Origin of the sequence: Bacillus sp. FJAT-45350 (assembly GCF_002335805.1) — a bacterium.
In the GTDB taxonomy this organism is placed as follows: domain Bacteria; phylum Bacillota; class Bacilli; order Bacillales; family NISU01; genus FJAT-45350.
The window spans coordinates 774,927-797,614 of record NZ_NISU01000001.1 but is presented as its reverse complement, the minus strand read 5'-3'; the positions used below and the strand labels follow the sequence as shown (position 1 = coordinate 797,614).

Sequence of the window (22,688 nt, the reverse complement as noted above, 5' to 3'; positions counted from 1 at the left end):
TCCTCCTCAATCTTACCAACTTCTAAATTTTGCAGGTGGTTCATAGAGTCCGTCCGACCATTCAACAAGTTCCTCAACACTTTTAGCAGCAAGAAGTGAACGCTTTGCCTCTGTTCGACGAACCTTTAAATCTTCTGGAAATCCAATCAAACCTTCTCGGCGCAATTGGTCTGTTTTTTTCGAATCATGATTAAGTCCTACTGATGTAACACCAGCAATTGCTGAAATTGCCTCTCTTCTTTTTTCCATACTGTCTGCTTTATACAAATAGGCAATCCCTTCTTCTGTTACTACATGTGTGACGTCATCTCCATAAATCATGACAGGAGCTGTTGCAAGTCCTGTATCTTTTTTCACATCAACTGCATCAAGAGACTCGACAAGCACTGGCTTATTTCCAACTTGAAACGTTTCTACAACCTGTACAACGAGCTTTTTCCCTCGAGCTAATGGATCATCTGAGGTCATCATGTTTAACCAAGCTGGGGTAGAATGACGTCTTCCACCTGGATTATGTCCCATATTTGGCGCACCTCCGTACCCTGCTAACCTCCCTCGCGTAACAGTTGAAGAATTTCCATATTGGTCCATTTGTAACGTTGAACCGATAAACAAATCAACCGCGTATTGACCAGCCATTTGTGAAAGAGTACGATTTGAGCGCAAGCTTCCATCACGACCAGTGAAGAATACATCGCGACGTGCAGCTATATACTTTTCCATCCCTACTTCGCCCCCGAAACAATGGATGCTATCGATCCAACCACTTTCAATCGCTGGGATTAGTGTCGGATGTGGATTTAAGGCCCAGTGATTACAAATCTTCCCCTTCAAACCAAGCGACTCTCCGTATGTAGGAAGTAACAATTCGATCGCCGCGGTGTTGTAACCAATCCCATGGTTTAATGATTTTACTTCGTGTTTCTCATAAATCCCACGTATAACCATCATTGCCTGTAATATTTGAATGTCTGTAATATGTCGTGGATCTCTTGTAAAAAGTGGCTCGAGCTCATATGGCTCATTAGCTACAACCACAAAGTCAATCCATGATCCAGGAATATCTACCCGTGGCAATTCGTCGGTCAATTCATTTACCTGAACAATAACAATGCCATCACGAAACGCTGCAGCTTCCACTAACGTTGGTGTTTCTTCAGTATTTGCCCCTGTATATAAATTCCCATCGCTATCCGCTTTATCTGCAGCAACCAAAGCAACGGAAGGAATTAAGTCGATAAAAAGTCGGCCGTATAATTCAATGTAAGTATGTATCTCACCCATCGTTAGTTTACCGTCTTCAAGCATTTGTGCCATTCGCAGACTTTGTGGTCCTGCATAGGCGAAATCTATTTTTTTTGCAATTCCTCTCTCAAATAGATCAAGGTGCTCTGGTCTCGAAATACTAGACATAATCATGTGCAAATCATGTAATGTATCAGGGCTCGTTTGTGATAGTGCTTCAGAAAGAAACGAAGCCTGCTTTTGATTGTTTCCTTCCATAACAACTCGATCTCCCGGTCTAATTAACTTTTCCAAAGCCTCGACAATTCTATTTGTCGGAATCACCATTCCTTTTACAATTTCACTTACGCTTTCTATACGTTTTCTCTTCGCATCAAGCCGTGTTGTCCAGGATCTTTTTTTATTCTTCAATACTTCCATGTTATAACCCCTTTCATCATTACCAGTTTTTTGTACTTACTACATAATGACAGTCTTCGAAACCATTATCTGTGACAGACAAAGCTCTAGCCTCAGGGAAGGCATTAGTAGCCAAGCGTGAAAGTACGTTTCCCGGAGGCATTTCAATAAATAGCCTCACTCCTTTTTCATACAAAACCGTTGAAGCATCATGCCATTGAACTGGAGCAGAAACACTTTCAGCTAGATCAAGTCGAATGTCGACCGGATCACTCAAAAGACGTGCCCTTCGGTTCCCAGCATATGGGATCGAAGGACGATAGAGTGGGATTTCATTAAGCGCTTCTTTTAATCTTTCAGTTACTGATGAGAGAAGTGGACAATGTGACGGCGTACTGACATTCAACAATGCCGCAGAACGTGCACCATTCAGACTTACATCATCTAATACTTTTTGTATACCAGGCAAAGCTCCAGAAATTGTAATTTGATTTGGTGCATTTCGATTAGACATAAAAATTGGGTACTTCTCATCGTAATATTTTGTTATTAGAGCTTGTATTCTATTTGCTTCGATCCCGTTGACAACCCCCATACCATACCCTTCGGGGTATGGCTGTTCCATTAATTGTCCTCGTAAATTAACAATTTTAACGGCATCCTTGAAAGTAATAACCCCAGCAGCCACTGCTGCACCGAACGCACCAATCGAATGACCAGCGACAAAACCTGGTGTTACACCAACTTCTTCAAATGCTCTATATGTAGCAATCCCGGCCGTCAAAAGCGTTAGTTGTACGGCCCTCGTCGAAGAAAGCGCTTCTTCTGTGTCTAAGGTGTATATATTCTCATCTAACGTCTCATTTACTTCTGTCATTACATCTTCTAAAACAGAACTTGGCGGCAACTCATTTAGAAAATTTGGCTTTTGAGCTCCTTGACCAGGAAACAAAAAAGCAAGTTTCATTTTGGTTCAGCTCCTCCATTTCAGTCTCTCTGAGTTCAATCTCCTTTGCACTAAAAAAACGTCTTTATTATGTCTAGATCAAAGAACTGATGATTCTGTCATATTTTGTACAGATTTATTCCACACTCTTTAGCATAGATATGTTCTACTAATTTGGGGCCGTTTCATAGTATCTTCCCGATCTCGAATGTATCTTATTTTACCTTCTTACTTGGTTTTTTTCTTCTTCTTTCATAATTCAATTGAATCCCGAACCCTTTTTCTATGACATATCGTTTGGTCAAATTATTAGGGTTCATATCAAGTGATTTTTCGCCCTCTAGTAGATTTACGACAATACTACTCTACTAAATCTGGTTGTTCTTTAATAATGCGGTCCCATAACGGTTGAAAACTGAACCAGCCGTTTTGTGAAGAGCCCATTTTTTGTGCTGTATCTTCTGCAACCTCTTCGCTGATTAACTTTGGTGTCCCTGCCGCTTCTGCCATTAATTGAGATTGGCAGCACCTTTCCATTGTTATAAACCACCAAGCAGCTTCATCAACAGTGTCTCCAATAGTTAACAGACCATGATTTTGCAAGATAACTGCCCTTTTATTTTGAAGCATTTCACCTAATTGCTTTCCTTCACTATAATCTAAAACAACCCCATTGTATTGTTTGTAAACGTCGTGACTCTTATAAAAAGCACATGCATCTTGTGAGATTGGATCTAGCTTTCTCCCTAATGTAGACCAAGTCATTCCATGTGTTGAATGAGTATGAGCTACGGATTTTACATGTGGTAACGCTTCATGAATTTGAGAGTGAATTGCGAGAGCTGCTCCATTCACTATTCCATTTTTATTTCCTTCAATGACTTCTCCTTTAAAGTTAACCAATACTAAATCCGATGCCTTGATTTGACTAAAGTGCTGACCAAACGTGTTTACCCAAAACAAGTCAGAAAACTCTGGATCTCTTACTGTTATATGGCCTGCTAAACCATTGTCGAAGCCACATTTTGAGAATATGCGAAATGCACCTGCTAAACGTTGCTTAATATGGACACGTTCTTCTTCATACGTTTCAAAAACCGGTTTTTCTGGATAAATAAGTTGTGCTTTCATACTATCTCCTCCATCATTTACTTCAGATTTATATCATTACACTAAAACAGTAACCTCTTCTATTCTGTTTACCTATAATAAATTATTGAATATTTTTAATATTTTTTATACTTTGATTCAATTAATATAACACTAGTGATTTTTTAAAATATATTAATTACTCAATAAGAATCAATTATTTTATTTGGATTAAGGATACATTTAGGATCTAATGTTTTTTTCAAAGCTGTCATTATTTCATATGCATGACCATGTTCAATTTTTTGGTACTTCTTTTTACCAATACCTACACCATGTTCTCCAGTACATGTACCTCCTCTGGATAGAGCATATTTAACAAGTCTTTCATTAAACGCCTCTGCTTTTTTAACTTCTTCTGGATTTCTCTTATCGATCATTAACAGAGTATGATAGTTTCCATCACCAACATGACCTAATATGGCTCCATCTAGTCCAAACTTTAACAACTCTTCTTGGGCGTTCATTATTGCACCACTCAGTTCCGAAATAGGGACACTAACATCAGTTAAATACATTTTCCTTCCAGGAAACCCATGTATAAACGCATAAGCTAAATTATGTCGACTTTCCCATAGTTGATGAGATTCAATTGAATCACTTACAAATATAATTTCTTTACAACCATGTTCATCCACAATTGCTTTTGTAAATTCAATATCTTCTAGTAATCCTTGCTTATTTCCGTGGAATTCCAGGAATAAAGTTGGAGATTCTATATACTCTGTTTTACTAAATTGATTGACTTGTCTCATTGAACGATCATCAACCAATTCACAACGAGCAATCGGAATCCCTGCCTGTAATATACTTACAACTGAGTCGACTGCTTTTTCAATCGATGGAAAAACTGCTCTTGCATCCATCGTGTATTCAGGTATACCAATTACTTTTACAGTTAACTCAGTAAAAATACCTAATGTCCCTTCTGAACCCACAAAAAGAGCGTTTAAATGATATCCAGATGAAGATTTTTCTGCAAGATTACCAGTTTTGATTATTGTCCCGTCAGCTAAAACTACTTCTAAATCCCTTACTTGATCTCGCATTATCCCGTATTTAACAGAGGTTGTGCCACTTGCATTTGTTGCAGCCATTCCTCCTAGTGTCGCATCAGCACCAGGATCAACCGAGAAAAATAAACCATATTTTTTTAATTCTTTATTTAACTGAGTTCTTGTAACACCTGGTTGAACAGTCACTAGTAAATCTTTATCACGGACTTCTAGTATTTTGTTCATTAACGAAAAATCTATTGTTATTCCTCCATCATAAGGTATTACATGACCTTCAAGACTTGAACCTACACCAAAAGGCGTTACGGGTACTTTGTATTTATTAGCTATTTTTACTATATTACTTACTTCTTCACTATTCTGCGGATAAGCAACAACACTAGGCAAAGATGGCTCATGATGCGATTCATCCAAACTATGTTGATTTAATACCGTCTCGTTAGTTGTTACTCGATTGTCTGTGATTATTGTTTTTAATTCTTTAATAAATTCCATTTATGCCTCCCAGGTATTTATTAATAATTAAACTAAAAGGATTGTACAACCCTTTCTCATATAATAATTGTGATGTGTATTGTTTTAATTCGCTTATAGACCAATAGCTGTCCGTTTAAAACTATGACTTACACGATAGTAATTATTTCACAGAGACCACCAGGTTCCAGAATTCCAATATAACCCTTCCCAAAGTTCCCTTTCTAGACCATTAGGATCATTTTCGATTTTAGAAGTTACGTCTAAAATCATCGTTAAGCGTTTAGTTAACTCATATTGGTTCCAGAAAGGTAACCCTTGTGAATTTGGTTTTTCTCCATGGATAAAAGCAGCCCATGCTTCTTGAATTTGATTAGCAAAATTACTTATCTCATAGTCTTCTTTGTTGATTCCAATATTCCATACTAGTGGACATTCGGCCCCATGTCCCCCATAACTAGTTGGATCCCATCCTGGTGTAGGACCATCAAATCTATACATCCATACTTGTGCATGTTTAGACTGAGCATCGGCAATCCTAACTGTAGGAATTCTATAGCGTTCATCTGTCATAATATCTTGAAGAACTTTACGCATAGTGGCACCCGGTCGATTTTTAGCATACAATTCAATTATTTCACTTGCTCTTCCTTTACCATAAATGCTCTCTAATATTGAGAAAACCTGTTCAGTCGCAGTAGGATCTGGTAAATCAAACGATATTGCCTCATTACAATTGAATCCTATTAATAAAGGAATATCTTTTCCAGCACCATTATTTAATGCTTTGACTGGTGGATGGGTTAATACATTTCCATCTATTGTCGGTCTCCATATCCACGTTGCTCTAACACCCTCACCTAATTGACGTTGTGCATGCAAAATATCCTGTGGTGATATTTCAAGCAAGTTTTCAGTATTAATTCCTTTTTCTTCTAAAACACTTATAAATTTTTTAGTTAATAACTCACCTTCATCTATATCAATAACATGCTCTCCACCACTTTGTGATATCGCACGTGTAAATAATCCTTTGGCTAAAGGGCTTGAAATCAAGTTAATAACACTTTTTGCACCTGCAGAAACACCAGCTATAGTCACATTATTTGGGTCACCACCAAAATCTTCAATATTTTCATTTATCCATTTTAAGGCAGCAATTTGATCATATATTCCACAATTTGCTGAAGACGAGTATTGTTTACCTAAAATATCTTTAAGGTTTAAAAATCCAAATGCTCCCAAACGATAATTAAATGTAACAACGACTATACCTTTTTGAGCAAATATTTCACCGTCGCCAATCATATTTGGTCCGGATCCATAGTGGAACCCCCCACCATGAAACCATAGTAATACAGGTTTCAAGGATTTTTTGCTCTCCATAGATTCTTTTGGTGTACATACGTTTAAATAAAGACAGTCTTCACTTAGATTTGTTGGATCATCTCCAGTAAAAGTAGGAACAAAATTCCTTACAGGTGCTGGAAGTTGTATTGCTCGAGGAGAAAAACGAGTAGCATCTCTTACACCTGTCCACGCTACAGGTGGTTGGGGACACTTCCAACGTAATTCGTTAATAGGTGGACGAGCATATGGGATTCCTCTCCAGGCTATCCCTCTTTCTAGTTCGACGCCTTCTAATTTACCGTATTTAGTAAGTATTATTTTATTAAGAATTTTACTCACGATTTCCTCCCACAACAAAGTTTAATTTTCTCATGAATATTTATGTTTTTTTTATTCGAATATTTAAAAGTTATTATCAAATTGATAAAAATTCAATATTTTCTATTTTTTTACAAATGCGAATCCAGCCTATCCGCCCAAACTAGATTAGTTTAGAAATATAGAAACTCTGAATCTGCATTAATTGATGTTTGTGAAGTATTCCATGATTTAGTTTACAAATTTCAATGCATTGCTTACGTGGAGTTAAGGGCATCGTGAGATATTCAACTGTGGCGAATGTTTAAAACAATCGCCCTCTTCACAAAAAGTCAATGCCCTCCCGTTAAGGCTCCACCAACCCTACAACTGTTTTTAATAGCTTAACGTCCAGTGGACGGACTATTTTAAGCTGCCTGTAACGTAGCTACTTGATGTACCTCTCAACTTTGTTCATCAAATTCATCTTTCTTTTGACCAATGACAAACAAGACACGTAGTAATTTGCAGCAAAATACGATGAAGCCCTAATAAGTTATTCAGTGACTAAATCTACTAATTTCTCATTAAATTTGCAAAACCAACACTAATTTGAGGAAACAAAGTTATTATAATGACATCGATAATTAAAATTAATATAAAAGGAAATACTGGCTTTAAAATAGATTCATATTTTACTTTTCCAATCTTAGAAGCAACAAATAATCCTACTCCTAATGGGGGAGTCAGCAATCCGATAGAAAGATTAACAACCATTATTATACCGAAGTGAACAGGATCCATTCCTATTCCTACAGCAATTGGTAGTAAAAGTGGAGTCGCAATAATTAAAGCTGCAGCTGCATCCAGAAAAGTTCCTAATACTAGTAAAAATGCACTTATCAAAAGCATTACTACTAATGGTGAAAGATTAGCATTTCCCAATGCTGCTGCGATATCATGCGGGACTCTTTCAAGAGTTATCAATTTCCCAAAATAAGATGCAGTCGCAATTATTATTCCAATCGCAGATGTGGTAAGAACTGTTGAATGTAGTATTTTTTTAAATACAGAGAAATTTATTTTCCTATAAATAAAAATTCCTACCAAAAGTCCATAAATAACTGCAACTACCGAGGCTTCTGTTGGAGTAAAAATACCTCCATATATCCCTCCTAATATAATTACTGGCATTAGTAGTGCCCAAATAGCATCTCGTAATGATTGTAAAATACTTTTATCAGATTTAATTACAATATCTCCATAGCCCTTTTTCTTTGACATTATATAAGCTACTATCATTAAAGAAAATCCAATTAGTAATCCTGGAATAATACCAGCTATAAACATATCTCCTACAGAAACTCCAGCTATAACACCAATTAATACCATTGGAATACTAGGAGGTATAATCATGCCTGTTGTACCACCAGCTGCTTGAACTGCTGATGCAAAATTTCTATCATAACCCTGTTTAACCATATACGGTATCATAATTCCCCCTATTGCTATTATCGTAGCAACTGAAGAACCGGAAATTGCACCGAATAGCATACATGCCATAATAGAAACATGTGCTAATCCCCCTCTTATATTACCAACTAAACTACTCGCGAATTCTACTATTTTTTGAGATATACCCCCATGTTCCATTAGCTTCCCGGCTAATATAAAAAACGGAACAGCCATTAGTGGAAAGGAGTCTAGAGCAGAAAACATTGTTTGTACTAATCTTAGTAGATTTAGATCCGAAAATAATAACCCTGTTATAATAGTTCCTAAAGCAATAGCAAAAGCAACTGGTACGTTAATAAGAAATAATCCTATCATTATAATTAATAGTATTATAATCAATGACCTACTCTCCCTCCTCTTGTAACTCTCCCGTTTTCCAAAAATTTATTGTAATGTCTATAATATTTAAAATTTGTAAAATAGCGCTTATCGGGATTACCATATATATGTACCCCATAGGTATAAGTAATCCTGGGGAGCGTTGAACCATTGTTATATTAACTAATTCAAAACCTTTATATACAAGTACTACTAAGAGAGTAATACATAATAATGCAACAATTGTTTGCATTATCTTTTGTGAACCCTTTGAAATTCGGTTAAATATTAAATCTATGCTAATATGACTTCCGTATTGAAAAGCAAGCGATGCACCTAAAAAAATAATAGAAATCATAAGATATCTGGCTAATTCATCTGTCCAAAAAAATGAAGTATTAAAGATCAAACGAGTAATAATTTGTAAAGATATAAGACAAACCATAACTACAAGAAATGTCATAGTAATACCTGCAGTTACACGATTTAAAGTAGTAATAAGCATGTTCCATTTTCCCATACTTCTTCACCTCTCAATGTACAAGAAAATAAGAGAGAACCTTACTTTCTTGTACATTCTAAGTATTTTCTTCATCTATCTATCCGATTTTTTAAATCTAAATTAAAAAATAAGGTTGAAACTTATTCTAGATTTCTTACAATTTCAATTAAATCAATATATTGCTCTCCCAATTTTTCATATACTGGTTGAGTCGCATCTCTAAATGATTGAACATCAATTTCATCTGATTCAACCACTATGATTCCATGTTCCATAACATATTCTTTAGCATTTTGTTCTGCATCTTGATTGATTTGCCTTTGCAATTGTGTATGTTTTGCTGATAATTCTAATACCAACTCTTGAAGGTCGGGGTCAAGTGAATCTAAAACCCTAGGATTCATTAAAAAGATAGCAGCACCATAAGATATATTTAATTCACTATAATAATCTTGAACTTCATATAAATTTAAATCTCTAAACGATCCATAGGGACCCTCAGTTGCTTCTACAATTCCTTGTTGAAGACCAGTATATAATTCAGCTGCATCCATAGGTGTTGGATCAGCACTTAAACTGCGATACGTTTCAACAAGGATCGGACTTTCTTGAATTCTAACTTTTAGCCCTCTCATGTCTTCTACTGAATAGATTGGAGTATTCCTGCTTCTTAAATCCTTAAATCCCAGCTCCCAAATTCCAAGATTTACAAAACCGGCATTGTTTATTTTTTCAGTTAGTACTTCACCCACTTCTCCATCTAAAGAACGATAAACATGATCTAAATCAGTAAATAGAAAAGGAAGGTCCAAAATAGATAATTCATCAACAAAATTTGAAACTACTCCCGCTGCTATTACTCCCATATCCAGTGTTCCTACTTGAATTTGTTCAGTAAGTTCTCTTTGACCCCCTAGTTGAGAAGAATCGTAAACTTCAATCTTTAATCTTCCATTGGATGCCTGTTCAATTTCTTCTGCAAAAGCTGTTGCTGCTAGACCATAAGAATGTTGAGGTGGAGCAGGATGTCCTAATTTTAATGTTATAGTTTCCTTTGCTTCATTCCCTCCACTTTGTTCATCATTTGTAGAACTATTACCTGTTATTTCTGAATTACTACAACCAGCTATAATAAAAAATATAAAACCCAGTAGACTTAAAAACAGTTTATTTTTCATAAAATAAATTCCTCCCTATTATCGAAGTAAGGTTTTACAAATATTATCACTCTAACAAGAAACAAATTATGGAATTCCCAACACTTTCACCTCCTAAACAAATTGTTTTTAGAAGAATTAACTATCCTATAAATAAAGTAAACTTGTACTATAGCACTTCTGAAATTTTGTTTTACTTATGTAGCTAAGCTCCCCTCCTATTGGCTTCTCAATATTTTAAAATTATAATATTTAAAGAAAAGAATAGATTTCTGTATCTAATAGATCGTAGCCTCCTAACATTATTTCTAATATTAGCCTCCTGAGTAAGGTCCATTGTTTTCTAATTAATTCATATAAAAAGCTACCTAGATTAGTTCAAGTTCATCCTCAAATTGTATACGTTTTCAAAACAAATCAGTGTAACGTAGGGTTTAACATTTAACGGCCAATGTTAAAATTGCTGACAGAAATTTTCTTACTTTCTACGACCAAAGTAAACTCCAAGTATTTCACAAACTCACACAATACTCTATCCAATAATTACATTAGAAAAAGAGTTTAATAAACCCCTTCCCAAGTTAAATAGAAAATTGATATAACATGGTTCACCTCCTTTTTCGTATCACGGAACTTTTTCTTACTAATTAACAAAAAACATAGAATTTTTTGATTTTTTATATTTACTTAAGTTTAATCCATAAGTACAATGGAAGTAAATTAATTATTTATTATATAATTCATAACCTGAACTTATATAAAGGAGGAAGTAAATGAATATTGAACAATTACAATTTATCACCGAAGTTGCTAAGTGCGGGAGCTTATCTAAAGCAGCTAAAAACCTTCATGTTTCACAGCCTGGTATCAGTCAAGCAATTACAAGTTTAGAAAAAGAGCTAAATGTTATTTTATTTACTCGTACTAAAAAGGGGGCCCATCCGACTCAAGACGGACAAAAATTTATCAACAAAGCAAAAAAGATTATTACTCATATATATGAGCTAAAAGAAATGGCCCAGATGCAAGCTGGAATAGATATAGTGAGTTATTTGAGGCTATCTGTTGTACCTTCTCTTTTACCCACTACTCTAATAAAACCACTTATTAGTTTTAAAAACGACTATCCTAAATTAAAAACAGAAATATTCGAAAAGAATGTTACAGATGTTATAAATGACATTGTTAATGATAAAGCAGAAATAGGTTTAATTGCGCTTTATAATGAGGAATGGATAAATTTAGATAAGGTTGAATTTGAAGTATTACTTGAAGCGGAAGTTTGTGTCTGTGTTAGTAAAAATTCTAAATTTGCAACAAAAAAATTTATAATTCCGGAAGATCTCATTAATGTACCTCTTGCTCTATTTAACGGTGACAACACGAAGCACCTCATTAATGCCTTTCAAGAAGAGTATGGCCAATTAAATATTTTATTTTTTTCTAACAATGTTAGTACTATAATAAAAGCTGTTTCTGAGGGGTTAGCATTAACCATTATGTCTAAATCTAAATTAAATAGTTTTCCTGGAGGTAATTACGAAAACATTATTCAAATTCCATTAATTAATTTTGAACATACTGATATTAAATATGGGTGGATTCAAAAGAAAGAAAAATCTATTTCACCTGTTGCTTCGGAATTTAAGAATTATGTAAGAATATATATAGAGCATTTATAAGTTGAACATCTCATTAGTAGCAAATAGTTATTATTAAATTGTTACGTGAAATACTATTTAATATGGTTAGTTTCAGTTGTTTTCAATTTTAAAATAGGGACGAAATAAAATTAGACCACTCATACAAGAGTAGCCCTCTCCTCCCCCACCTCATACTCCAAAGTCAGATTTTCGCTAATCTGCTGCTGACGTTCTTGCACATCAATCAACTTCTCATCTAGTAATTCATAAAGAGTCGCAGCCAACCTTCTTCTAAACCACAGCCTACTACTCCTCGTCTCATCTTTCAAAAAGAGTCAAAGAAAATAGAAATAGAAGAAATGATGGTCCAAGAAAAATAGGTGATTTTTATCGATTCGTTTAGTGTTCTTTATAATTCTAACGAAATTCAAAATATGAATGAACTCATAAATGTTTTTGAAAAGCACCATGATGAACTTAATATGGTAGCTGTATTCTCTGTTTCGGGTTTACAAGATTGGATAGAAGATTGTGTAAAAAATGAACCTACAATAATTTATCCATTGATAATCAGAAGGTAGATATTGTTTTTTGAGGATGAAAGTTATTGAAACTAAAGAGAAAATTGTACCAAGTGATTATGATTTATGAACTGTGAAGCCAAATGCTCATGGTTTGTTCAATATGAATATAGCAATTCTTATGGAAGAAGGAAGAACTATTGAAAGAAACCATCAACTCATCTACTATTGGAGCAGAGATTTATACTAAATAGAAGACGTCAACGGTTTTGAAGTGAAAAAGCCTAATCCTCCTTATCTTTACCGAGGAATTAGGCTGTCTTCCGCAATCGCGTCAATTGTGGAATATCATTTTCTATTGAATAGTATCGTTGTACTGCGCAGTAAAAGAGTTTCTTTTATGAGTTCTTCTTCAAAATCAATTCAATTTTTTCCAATAAGATTAAGATTATTTCTTTTATAGAGACTTCTCTATACGATCACAAAAAGTGCCTGTCACCACCGTATTTTGTCGATGATGTCGACATACTTCGGGTAGTGGCAGGCACAAATACTGAAGTTGCTCAGTATATAAATATTTTTAGTATACTAAATAGTTAATCAATTACAACCAATAAAGAACCATCAAATGCCAATTATCCAATATTTCGATTCATAAAGTACCAGCGATCACCTCTGTTAAGAAGATTCCCTTTTTTCTTCAGGGTCCTTAATTGTTTAAAAATAGAAGCTTGAGGATTCGTTTCTTCCGTTACTAATAAATTGTTTGTTTTTGAATCGAAACATGAAACAATCTTCTTTGCACTTATTCCTGGGTGTTCTTTTATACAAGTGAGGATAATGTCCTCCATTTTCATTGGTCACACCTCTCCTCTGTTTAATCAAAGTATAATTAGATAGAATATCTATTTTCTGGATAAGGTAAACCCAAATTTCCACGTAAAGTGTTTGATTCATATTCTTTACGGAAGATTCCTCTTTCTTGTAAGATAGGAACGACTAAATCAATAAAGTCATCAAACCCTGAAGGATGCTCCTGTCTTAGCAGCAATAGATCCATCGCCCCTGCCTCGTACCAGTGTTGAATTTGATCTGCTACCTTTTCTGCCGAACCAAAAATTTTCGGTTTTGGGATACGGTAAATCGGCATCAGCTCTTGCAGTTCCTGAAATTTATCTTCAGCTTCTCTTTCTGTTCTTCCTACAATCGGATTATGTGAAATCGTAAGTAGGAAATCATCAAACGAACGCCCTTCCAATTCCACTCTTCTCTTTAACTCTTGACTAAAAGCTTTTGCATCTTCTAAATGATCAGCCGGGAGAAATACACCGTCGGCATGCTTTGAGGCAATATTCATGAAATCTGAAGAAGTTCCAGCTTGGAAAATAACCGGTCTTCCTTGTCTGGAACGACTAATATTTAAAGGACCATCCACAGAAAAATAGTTTCCTCTATAATTTAGAGCATGCATTTTTTGTGGATCAAAGAATACGCCGCTTTTTTTATCCCGTATAAATGCGTCATCCTCATAGGAGTCCCAGAGACCTTCGACAATCTCTAAGAACTCTTTTTTCATTGGATACAAATCTGCTTTAGAAAGATGAGTGCGACTATAATTTGCTAGTCCTCCTGGATTAGAAGTGACAGCATTCCATCCTGCTCGGCCATTACTGATTTTGTCAAGAGAAGCCATTTGACGGGAAACAGTGAATGGATCCGCATAGGAAGTTGCAATTGTGGCAGTAAGTCCTATGGAATGCGTCACCATGCTTAAGGCAGACAGAATACTTACACCTTCAAACATACTAAGGTAATGAGGAAGCATACCTGGACCAATATGGCTAACGTCAGTTAAAAAGATGGTGTCAAACTTTCCCTCTTCTAATCTTTTTGCTTTTTGTACATAGTAATCAATGCTTTCACTAGCATATGCTGGCATATCTGGGTGGCGCCAGCCCATGTAATTCCAGCCTACCCCATCTATAGTCCCGGCTATTTTAAGTTGTCTTTTTTCTTTCATTCATTTCACCTTCTTTCGTTCTAATCTTGATAGCTATTTAAATTTATATCAAATGCTTCTGCTAGTAATTGATGTCCTTTTAGTCTGCTTTCTTGACTAGGATAAAAATCAGCGATTATAATTTCATCTACTAAAGCTTCTTTTGCCAATCGTTTTAACTTTTCAGCAACATTGGCTACACTCCCAATAACAAAACGGTCTTTATTATATTGACGGGCTTCCTCTTCCTGTAATGTATAAACATACTTACTGGCTTCCTCTAGTGATGGAAATGAAAGATCGCGTGAACCCGTTGCCATTCTTGCCCACATTAATTCCAATGGCCCTGCAAAATATTTTGCCTCTTCCTCTGTTTCTGCTGTAATAACTCCAATAGCTAACATGCTCTGTGGCTCTTTCATATAAATAGATGGCTTGAAATTTTCACGATAGAAACGAAGCATTGGTATAGCTACTCTCGGTGCTAAGTGGGCTGCAAACACAAAACCAAGTCCTTTATCTATAGCGAACTGTACACCGCCCTGGCTGGAACCTAACATATACATATCGGGTACGATTGATTCATTCCCTGGAACGATTATCTTCTTGAAAGGGTGGTGAGCTGGGAAATTTCGTGAAAAAAACGAGAGTAATTGATTTAATTGTTCTGGAAAGTCATTTGCAGTAACTGACTCTTGTGAACGTTGTAAGGCTAATGCAGTTAATCCATCTGTTCCCGATGCTCTTCCTATTCCAAGGTCTACCCTGCCAGGATAGAGTGCTTCAAGTAATGTAAAGTTTTCTACCACTTTCAATGGACTATGGTTAGGTAACATAATCCCTCCTGAACCTACACGTATATTTTTGGTATGTGAAGCTGCGTGTAGACTTAACAAATCCGGAGATGTTCTCATTTGGCTAGGAGTACTATGATGTTCCGTGAACCAGTATCTCTTATAACCTAATCTGTCAGCTAGTTGGACCATTTCCGTTGAATTTTTTAAACTTTGAATGGGATTACTACCAGGATATACATGTACAAAATCTAAGATGGATAACTGCAGATCATTATTAAGTTCATTTTTGACCATTCAATATAACTCCTTTTTATCAATAGAATAATAACTATTTATAAAAGAACTTTTTTCTTTTACAGTTATCGGGTATATAACAAGTAAAACACCTGAAAAAGATAAATACACAGGGTCAACTTATATATTAATTTTCTAAGTGACCCTGTTGTTATTTACAACAGCATCAATGCGCTGAATACCTCTCCTCGTGGTTGACTACCCGGCGAATGAAGAATGCTAAGATCAAGCCAATCAATGCAATGAGCATCGTGAACCAGAACACACTTTGTGATCCTGCCGTCATCGCGTTTGCTATTTCGGTCAGCTGTGTAGGATCGGAGGAGCTATGCAAGTATTTCTCCATCCCACCAGTAAGGATACTGATTGCGATCGCTATACCAATCGCGCCTGCAACCTGCTGCAGTGTGTTTAAGACTGCCGTACCATGCGGGTATAATTCCGGCGGTAATTGATTTAGTCCGTTCGTTTGAGCAGGCATCCAAATCATAGCTACTCCCACCATGAGGCCGATATGCAGAGCCACGATAAAGGTTACTGAAGAAACCGGGGATAGGGTCGTAAAGAACCATAACATCACTGTAACGAGAATGAGGCCGGGAGTAACGAGCCATTTCGGTCCATACTTATCAAATAAACGCCCCACTAGTGGTGATAGGATACCGTTCAACGCGCTGCCCGGTAAAAGCATGAGGCCGGCGATGAAAACAGATAATCCTGCACCAGTTTGCAGAAACATCGGCAGAATAATCATGCTTGACATAATAATCATCATACATGACAGTACTAGAAGCATCCCAACAACATACATCGGATACTTGAAAACCCTCAGATTTAACATCGGTTCGTGCATAAAGTTCTGCCTTAGTATGAACAACACCAGAGCAATAAGTCCAACGACGATAACAATCATGCCGCTCCAACCTTCAACTCCTTCGCCCGCCTTACTGAAGCCATAGACAACTCCTCCGAAACCGATTGTTGACAATAAAACAGATAGCAGATCGATTCTAGGCTTAGTGACATCCGTAACGTTTTCCAAGTACTTTAGACCTATTAACAATCCTATAACCAAAAGTGGTAGCGATAACCAGAAGATGTAATGCCATGTTAAATATTGGATTAATAGACCACCTATGGTCGGTCCGGTAGCTGGAGCAAACATGATAACAAGCCCAACAAATCCCATGGCAGCCCCCCGCTTTTCAGGCGGATAGATTACAAGAACAGTATTAAACATGAGTGGAAGCAACAAGCCCATGCCAACGGCCTGTAAGACTCGGCCGATCATTAACATTTCAAAACTAAACGCGAGCGCTGCAATCAATGTACCTAAAATTAAACTGATGAGAGAAGCTACGAACAGCTGCCTCGTCGTAAACATTAGTAGCAGTAACCCGCTCATTGGCATTAAAATGCCGAGTGTTAGTAAGAACCCAGTTGTTAACCAATGTGCGGTTGTGGCCGAAATTTGGAACACTTCCATTAAGTTAGTCATTGCAATATTGAGAGCCGTTTCGCTGAACATACCGACGAAACCGCACATAAGTAGTGCTGCCATAATGGCACGCGTATTATATTGATTCTTCATTTTTATCTCCTCGTACATTCATTAAATTAATAACAATTTATTTTTTTGCAAATCCTTGTTTGTTTAAATACTCGAGCATAAAGGGCAACTTGCTTCTTTCAAGATGATCCTCAATATGATCTTTCCATCCCTTTACTTTCTTCACTGTGAAAGGTGCTTTAACAGAACGATTTTCATAATATTCACGCATCTGTTGGTCATAAGTTGCTAATTGTTCTTCATCTAATGGCTGATATTGATTATCAAACATGACCATAGATTGAGGCAAACGCGGTTTTAGTCCAGGCTTCTCTCCAGCAGGATGCCCTATGCATAGTCCTACTAAAGGAATCACATACTTTGGTAAATTTAATACCTCGCTTAATTCTGTAATATTAGCCCTTACTCCGCCGATATAGACACCACCGAGTCCCATTGATTCCGCTGCAGTTAAAGCATTTTGAGCCATGAGCCCAGCATCGAATGATCCTATTAATAGGTATTCAATATAGTCAAGGTCTACGTTGGGAGCAATTTCATGATTTCGGTTAAAATCTGCACAAAAAATCCAAAACTCTGCTGCTTCTTCGATATACGGTTGATTTACAGAGAGTTGCATCACTTTTTTTCGAAGATTTGGGTCTGTAATCCTAATAATAGAAACCACCTGCAACAGGCTGAAAGATGACGTTTGATTAGCTGCCTTAAAGATTGCATCTCGTTGTTCCTCTGTCAGTGGTTGATTTGTAAAAGAACGAATGGATGTATGACCTTGAAGCAATTCAAGGGTTTTATTCATTTGAATCCTCTCCTCTATTATTTATTATTATCTTTCAGTCTTCCGTATTGATAAGGAACTCCCATATTCTCACGTAGTGTTTTTCCTTCATAATCTTTGTGAAACAAACCACGGTCCTGCAAAATTGGGACGACATGTTCCACAAAATCAGCAACTCCATCATAGGCTATATCCGGAACAACCGAGAAGCCGTCACATGCACCAGCCAAAAACCATTCTTCCAAGAAATCAGCAACTTGTACGGGGGTACCTGCCACTACTGGATGATAGTTAATGACCCCATGTGCAAGAACGTCTCGAATCGATATCCCTTTTTTCAGAAGCTCTAAAGCTCTGTGGGAACGTGGATCCATTGGGTTGGCATATGCTTTTTTCAACAAGTCAGCTGATAAAGGTTGATCAATATCTACCGAATTCACTGATAGTGGTAAACCTACCATTGAACCAAGGTAACTTACTCTTCCTGGTATCTCCTCTGGATTAAAACTCATAAGCTGTCTTCGTCGTTCTAAACCTTCTTCTTCCGTTGAACCGATGGAAAACATAAAACCTGCGTACATCTTAATGTCATCGGGATTTCGACCAAAACGAGTTGCACTTTGGCGAAGTGCTTGCCTATGTTGACGAGCAGATTCTATATCATAAGGGTTAGCGTAGACCCCAGAAGCGTACCTCCCCGCCAATTCCAGTCCTTCTTCTCCTCCACCTGCTTGGAAAATAACCGGCTGGCCTTGCTCAGAGGGCGGGATAGGCAAAGGACCACGAGATGAATAATATTGCCCTTCAAGATTGATAGGCTGAATTTTGTCCATATCGGCAAATTTTCCTCCTTCTGCATCTAACGTCCACGCATCTTGTTCCCAACTCCCCCATAATGCTTGAACAATTTGGATGGATTCATGTGCCATGTCATAGCGTTCTTTGCGACTGGCAACTTTAGTACCAAAATTTGCTGCCGCTACTGGGAGGGATGAAGTGACCGCATTCCATCCTACTCGCCCATTACTTATAACATCGAGTGCCTTGAACTGACGTGCAATGTTGTATGGATAATTGAATGTCGTTGAATGTGTCGCCACAAGTCCAATATGTTTCGTCTCTCTAGCTAAAGCCATTAGTGCTAACATAGGGTCCATAGGGAACATAGGAGTCTGAGGTCCTAAATCGACGGTCAATGCCGGAGTATCAGCGATAAAGATCATTTGAAATTTTCCTTTTTCAGCTATTTTAGCTCGTTCCACGTAACTATCCGTATTTGTGTAGGCTGCTGGATCTGTACCAGGCATTCTCCAGGCACTGAATTCGGCTCCGTATCCAGAAACCATTTGTAATGCTAATTGCATTTCTTTTCTTTTTTCCATGTATATTTCTCCTTTTTATTTTCTAAAAGTAACTAAAAGAGTCAGAATTAAATCACTCTAAGCAGGGCAAAACAAGTAATATTTAGCTTACTAACTAATTTGTTAAAGGTAATCATCTAACAGTTTCTACTTTTAATTTCCTTACTTTTTAAATATGACAAGCGACATTGTACTATTTAATATATTTAGGTTGCTACACAATTATTTAGCATGCTAAATATCAACACAGAGGAAACTTAGAGCAAGTTTCTCTCCATTCGCTTCATAAAATCCCTCAATAATAGACGTTCTTCCGGTAAGAATGAATGGAGCAATTTTTCTTGCTGCTGTTCCCATTTGAACCCAACCGGTTTCTCTAATTCTTTGCCTTTGTCCGTTAGAAAGATTCGCATAATCCTCGCATCTTGTTCGTCACGTTTACGGTATATAAAACCGTTTTGCTCCAATGATTTAACCATATTTGTGACCGTAGGCGGTTCACATTTTAAGTGTTCACATAGCTGCATTTGCGTTACCCCCTCTTCTTGCCACAAACGAAAGAGTAAATTATCTTGACCTACATAGAGATTAAGTTCTCTAAGACTTTCACTATAATCTCTACGCATTTGAAATGAGATTTTATCTAACGACTGACGAATATCGCAATCAACACTATTGTTCATAGATGTTCCTCCACTACTAAAAACATTTAGCAAGCTAACTATTTCACGTTGAAAATTCGGTTGTCAATTTATGACCTCCCCACAAATTATCCGGCCAATTCAAAACAAAGTAATAAACAATTCTGTATGAAACAGTTGTTCAGGATCAAGTGTCCATCTATTGTTGAATCCAGACTTGCCTATTAAATTGTTGTACTTAGTAAATTTGTTACATGCACTAGAATAAAATCATTTCACACCTTTGTGAAGAGGGCAATAAAAATAGATCTAGTACATTTTTTTGCACTTACACGAATCTCCTAAAGTGTTTAACCTGCTGAGCTCGGATCTATAAATCCATGCCCGTTAATTTATATATATTTCTTCATAGACTTTTATCATAAACTCCACTAGAACGTTTTCTCCTCCTACAACTATAACTTTATCCACCATTTAGGTTTGAATTCCGGGGTAAATGGTAAATAACCGATTAAAGGCACTTTGGTTAGTCTACTTGCTCCCCATGCCTCTTCCCGAACTCTTCCATCAAATCAATAATAGGAATGAGTTCTTTCCCCTTTGAGGTTAATGAATACTCTACACGAGGAGGAACTTCTGGAAAAACTTTTCGATTAATTAAACCATCTGTTTCCAGTTCTCGAAGTTGCTTTGTAAGAGAACCTTGTGATATATCCCCTAAAAAAGTTTTAATTTCACTATAACGACGCTCTGTGGACTTTAGAAACCAAAGAATTACATATTTCCAACGTCCGGAGAGTACATTTTGGGTATAAGCAATACCATAAAATTCTCTTTGTTCCTTTATACACTCTTTATCAAATCCATCCTTACATATCCTAGACACCTAAACACCTGCTTTCTACTATTAAGTACAAAAAAATGTACTACGTCAATTTAAATTGCCTACTTTAATTAGAAGAGAAATCATTTTATTCTAGTATATGTAACATAAATACTCAATACCTTTTTTATTTGTAGTGAATATATGGTTACCGTCTGATAATCATATGATTGTATAACTTTAAGCAAAATATTTCTTTTATATACAATTTCTTAAGGAGGAACAATAATGAAATTTGGAATTATAGGTGCAGGACCAATTGGGTCAATTATTTCTAACAAATTAGTTAAAAGTGGACATGCTGTAAAAATTGCAGATGCACGAGGAATAGAACGTCTAGAAGGGAAAGAGCTTGCAGGAACAGCTGTGCCTGTAGAGGATGCAATTAATAATATTGATGTTCTTATCATATCACTCCCTACAAGAGCACTACCAAGCATTCGAAACATTATCAATCAAGTCGCGGAGGAAGTGATCATTGTAGATACTTCAAATTACTATCCTTTTAGAGACGGCAAAATTGAAGAAATCGAGAACGGGATGGTTGAAAGTATTTGGGTTTCAAATCAATTAGACAGACCTATCATTAAAGCTTTTAACAATTTATTAGCCTATACTTTAGAAAATGAAGGAACATCCGAAGATTCTAGTGGACGAATTGCCATGACAGTTGCCGGTGATAATCTATCACAAAAACAAGTAATCATGGGCGTGGTAAACGAGCTAGGCTTCGACGCAGTAGACAGTGGTTCTTTAAGTGATTCTTGGAGACAACAACCAGGAACTCCTGCTTACTGCACAGAGCTAACAAAAGATGAACTAACGAGAGCGTTAAATGAGGCAAACAAAGAAAAAGCACCATTACTACGAGATAAGGTAATGGAAAGGTTTGAAGAGCTCTTGGCAGAAAAAAAGGAGTTTTCACATAAGGATATTGTTAGAATAAACAGAGAAATATATAATTCATAAACACAAAAGGTGCACTCAGTTAGAGTGCACCTTTTGTATAGCAATATAAAAGTGCTTCCAGTCCGATTTAAATATTTTGTGTAACAGAAGTTGTTATTGCGCAGTATTGGTCAAATACGAAATACGATCTTTTCAAAAGTGATCGCCGTTAAAAAATATAATTTGGTAACCATTATCGTTGTACTGCGCAACAGATAATATTTTATGATCTTTAAACCTAACTTAGTTAATCCTTTACATCGTCCTTGCATATTTTACTAACTAGCTGCCACAACGCGTTGGTTTCTTTATTTTTTGGTCCAAGCCTATCACAAAGCTCTTCTACTTTCTTCCTAAACTCTTCCGACACACCACCATCAGGTTCTGCCATGTGGACAACTCCTTTTTTCTGAAAGAGCGACTGTTCTTCTAGAACAATCGCTCCCGTTAATGCAATAAGAAAGCTGATTTCGTTTAGCTAATTTAGATTAGATATTTTCATAAATTTCTATTAGTGAACCTGCAGGGTCTCTAAAATGAGCCACTTTAATCCCCCATTCCTTTTGCTCGGTAGGCTTAGTTATAAAATTTACTTTACCTTTTAATTCTTGATATTTATCTTCGACACTATTTACTTTAAAAATTAAGGCTGTCTTATCTCCTTTATCAATCTTAGTTGAGTATTCAGCACCTATTGCTTCAACCATTTGTTTTCGTTCAAATATCCCTAAAGTACACCCGTTGAATTTAAAGTCAGCATAATTGGAATTTTCATTTCCCCATGATAATTCAAATCCCAATACATCTCTATAAAAAAGAAAACATTTTTTATAGTTATCAACAAGTAAACGAGTATGTGTAAGTTCCATTCAAAAACCTCCCATT

The 22,688-nt window shown here is 36.3% G+C and carries 20 protein-coding genes; 2 read left to right on the top strand and 18 right to left on the bottom strand.

Translation table 11 applies throughout. The features are described from left to right. Positions 1–12: 12 nt before the first annotated feature. From mdcA to CD003_RS03965, 8 genes are all read right to left on the bottom strand, one after another. Entirely contained in the window at positions 13–1,665 is a 1,653-nt protein-coding gene (gene mdcA, locus CD003_RS04000) for a malonate decarboxylase subunit alpha (protein ID WP_096199596.1), read from the bottom strand. Between the two features lie 19 nt (positions 1,666–1,684). Further along, positions 1,685–2,611: a malonate decarboxylase subunit epsilon gene (locus CD003_RS03995; RefSeq protein ID WP_096199595.1), complete on the bottom strand. Its 927-nt coding sequence runs from the start codon at positions 2,609–2,611 to the stop codon at positions 1,685–1,687. A 339-nt stretch (positions 2,612–2,950) separates the two neighbouring features. Continuing rightward, positions 2,951–3,721 carry a class II aldolase/adducin family protein gene (locus CD003_RS03990; protein WP_096199594.1) on the bottom strand — a complete coding sequence of 257 codons (771 nt, stop codon included), beginning with the start codon at positions 3,719–3,721 and terminating at the stop codon, positions 2,951–2,953. A gap of 161 nt (positions 3,722–3,882) precedes the next feature. Further along, positions 3,883–5,250 carry an FAD-binding oxidoreductase gene (locus tag CD003_RS03985; protein WP_096199593.1) on the bottom strand — a complete coding sequence of 456 codons (1,368 nt, stop codon included), beginning with the start codon at positions 5,248–5,250 and terminating at the stop codon, positions 3,883–3,885. 147 nt (positions 5,251–5,397) lie between these two features. Beyond that, positions 5,398–6,918, bottom strand: coding sequence for a carboxylesterase/lipase family protein (locus CD003_RS03980; RefSeq protein ID WP_179295420.1), 1,521 nt, complete (start codon positions 6,916–6,918; stop codon positions 5,398–5,400). Positions 6,919–7,452: 534 nt separating this feature from the next. Beyond that, the gene (locus CD003_RS03975) at positions 7,453–8,730 is read right to left on the bottom strand and encodes a TRAP transporter large permease (RefSeq protein WP_096199591.1); all 1,278 of its coding nucleotides are present in this window, start codon (positions 8,728–8,730) and stop codon (positions 7,453–7,455) included. A gap of 4 nt (positions 8,731–8,734) precedes the next feature. Continuing rightward, positions 8,735–9,229 (bottom strand): TRAP transporter small permease, encoded by a 495-nt coding sequence (locus CD003_RS03970; protein ID WP_096199590.1) that lies wholly within the window; start codon positions 9,227–9,229, stop codon positions 8,735–8,737. A gap of 122 nt (positions 9,230–9,351) precedes the next feature. After that, positions 9,352–10,389, bottom strand: coding sequence for a TRAP transporter substrate-binding protein (locus CD003_RS03965; protein ID WP_096199589.1), 1,038 nt, complete (start codon positions 10,387–10,389; stop codon positions 9,352–9,354). Positions 10,390–11,141: 752 nt separating this feature from the next. Between CD003_RS03965 and CD003_RS03960 the strand changes: the two genes are divergently transcribed. Beyond that, entirely contained in the window at positions 11,142–12,050 is a 909-nt protein-coding gene (locus tag CD003_RS03960; protein WP_096199588.1) for a LysR family transcriptional regulator, read from the top strand. 1,117 nt (positions 12,051–13,167) lie between these two features. Here the strand turns inward: CD003_RS03960 and CD003_RS03955 are convergent. From CD003_RS03955 to CD003_RS03920, 8 genes are all read right to left on the bottom strand, one after another. Further along, entirely contained in the window at positions 13,168–13,389 is a 222-nt protein-coding gene (locus tag CD003_RS03955; RefSeq protein ID WP_096199587.1) for a hypothetical protein, read from the bottom strand. Positions 13,390–13,424: 35 nt separating this feature from the next. Beyond that, positions 13,425–14,552, bottom strand: coding sequence for an NtaA/DmoA family FMN-dependent monooxygenase (locus CD003_RS03950; RefSeq protein ID WP_096199586.1), 1,128 nt, complete (start codon positions 14,550–14,552; stop codon positions 13,425–13,427). Between the two features lie 20 nt (positions 14,553–14,572). Next, positions 14,573–15,622 carry an LLM class flavin-dependent oxidoreductase gene (locus CD003_RS03945; RefSeq protein ID WP_096199585.1) on the bottom strand — a complete coding sequence of 350 codons (1,050 nt, stop codon included), beginning with the start codon at positions 15,620–15,622 and terminating at the stop codon, positions 14,573–14,575. 166 nt (positions 15,623–15,788) lie between these two features. Continuing rightward, on the bottom strand, positions 15,789–17,231 hold the full coding sequence (locus CD003_RS03940; protein WP_096199584.1) for a DHA2 family efflux MFS transporter permease subunit: 1,443 nt from the start codon (positions 17,229–17,231) through the stop codon (positions 15,789–15,791). Positions 17,232–17,250: 19 nt separating this feature from the next. Then, entirely contained in the window at positions 17,251–17,991 is a 741-nt protein-coding gene (gene nfsA, locus CD003_RS03935) for an oxygen-insensitive NADPH nitroreductase (RefSeq protein WP_096199583.1), read from the bottom strand. A gap of 17 nt (positions 17,992–18,008) precedes the next feature. Then, the gene (locus CD003_RS03930) at positions 18,009–19,352 is read right to left on the bottom strand and encodes an NtaA/DmoA family FMN-dependent monooxygenase (RefSeq protein WP_179295418.1); all 1,344 of its coding nucleotides are present in this window, start codon (positions 19,350–19,352) and stop codon (positions 18,009–18,011) included. A 236-nt stretch (positions 19,353–19,588) separates the two neighbouring features. Continuing rightward, a complete protein-coding gene (locus CD003_RS03925) occupies positions 19,589–20,014 on the bottom strand; it encodes a MarR family winged helix-turn-helix transcriptional regulator (protein WP_096199581.1) in 426 nt (141 codons plus the stop codon). Between the two features lie 484 nt (positions 20,015–20,498). After that, on the bottom strand, positions 20,499–20,858 hold the full coding sequence (locus tag CD003_RS03920; RefSeq protein WP_096199580.1) for a winged helix-turn-helix transcriptional regulator: 360 nt from the start codon (positions 20,856–20,858) through the stop codon (positions 20,499–20,501). A 225-nt stretch (positions 20,859–21,083) separates the two neighbouring features. Between CD003_RS03920 and CD003_RS03915 the strand changes: the two genes are divergently transcribed. Beyond that, entirely contained in the window at positions 21,084–21,824 is a 741-nt protein-coding gene (locus CD003_RS03915; protein WP_096199579.1) for an NADPH-dependent F420 reductase, read from the top strand. 226 nt (positions 21,825–22,050) lie between these two features. Here the strand turns inward: CD003_RS03915 and CD003_RS21680 are convergent, their stop codons facing one another. Further along, the gene (locus tag CD003_RS21680) at positions 22,051–22,194 is read right to left on the bottom strand and encodes a hypothetical protein (RefSeq protein ID WP_179295417.1); all 144 of its coding nucleotides are present in this window, start codon (positions 22,192–22,194) and stop codon (positions 22,051–22,053) included. A 97-nt stretch (positions 22,195–22,291) separates the two neighbouring features. Continuing rightward, positions 22,292–22,672 carry a VOC family protein gene (locus CD003_RS03910; protein WP_096199578.1) on the bottom strand — a complete coding sequence of 127 codons (381 nt, stop codon included), beginning with the start codon at positions 22,670–22,672 and terminating at the stop codon, positions 22,292–22,294. Positions 22,673–22,688 lie beyond the last annotated feature (16 nt).

What these genes read in the sequence shown, in the direction of transcription:
- mdcA (WP_096199596.1), bottom strand. Translation starts at nt 1,665, where the DNA reads ATGGAAGTATTGAAGAATAAAAAAAGATCCTGGACAACACGGCTTGAT.
- CD003_RS03995 (WP_096199595.1), bottom strand. Translation starts at nt 2,611, where the DNA reads ATGAAACTTGCTTTTTTGTTTCCTGGTCAAGGAGCTCAAAAGCCAAAT.
- CD003_RS03990 (WP_096199594.1), bottom strand. Translation starts at nt 3,721, where the DNA reads ATGAAAGCACAACTTATTTATCCAGAAAAACCGGTTTTTGAAACGTAT.
- CD003_RS03985 (WP_096199593.1), bottom strand. Translation starts at nt 5,250, where the DNA reads ATGGAATTTATTAAAGAATTAAAAACAATAATCACAGACAATCGAGTA.
- CD003_RS03970 (WP_096199590.1), bottom strand. Translation starts at nt 9,229, where the DNA reads ATGGGAAAATGGAACATGCTTATTACTACTTTAAATCGTGTAACTGCA.
- CD003_RS03965 (WP_096199589.1), bottom strand. Translation starts at nt 10,389, where the DNA reads ATGAAAAATAAACTGTTTTTAAGTCTACTGGGTTTTATATTTTTTATT.
- CD003_RS03960 (WP_096199588.1), top strand. Translation starts at nt 11,142, where the DNA reads ATGAATATTGAACAATTACAATTTATCACCGAAGTTGCTAAGTGCGGG.
- CD003_RS03955 (WP_096199587.1), bottom strand. Translation starts at nt 13,389, where the DNA reads ATGAAAATGGAGGACATTATCCTCACTTGTATAAAAGAACACCCAGGA.
- CD003_RS03950 (WP_096199586.1), bottom strand. Translation starts at nt 14,552, where the DNA reads ATGAAAGAAAAAAGACAACTTAAAATAGCCGGGACTATAGATGGGGTA.
- CD003_RS03945 (WP_096199585.1), bottom strand. Translation starts at nt 15,622, where the DNA reads ATGGTCAAAAATGAACTTAATAATGATCTGCAGTTATCCATCTTAGAT.
- CD003_RS03940 (WP_096199584.1), bottom strand. Translation starts at nt 17,231, where the DNA reads ATGTACGAGGAGATAAAAATGAAGAATCAATATAATACGCGTGCCATT.
- nfsA (WP_096199583.1), bottom strand. Translation starts at nt 17,991, where the DNA reads ATGAATAAAACCCTTGAATTGCTTCAAGGTCATACATCCATTCGTTCT.
- CD003_RS03930 (WP_179295418.1), bottom strand. Translation starts at nt 19,352, where the DNA reads ATGGAAAAAAGAAAAGAAATGCAATTAGCATTACAAATGGTTTCTGGA.
- CD003_RS03925 (WP_096199581.1), bottom strand. Translation starts at nt 20,014, where the DNA reads ATGAACAATAGTGTTGATTGCGATATTCGTCAGTCGTTAGATAAAATC.
- CD003_RS03915 (WP_096199579.1), top strand. Translation starts at nt 21,084, where the DNA reads ATGAAATTTGGAATTATAGGTGCAGGACCAATTGGGTCAATTATTTCT.
- CD003_RS21680 (WP_179295417.1), bottom strand. Translation starts at nt 22,194, where the DNA reads ATGGCAGAACCTGATGGTGGTGTGTCGGAAGAGTTTAGGAAGAAAGTA.
- CD003_RS03910 (WP_096199578.1), bottom strand. Translation starts at nt 22,672, where the DNA reads ATGGAACTTACACATACTCGTTTACTTGTTGATAACTATAAAAAATGT.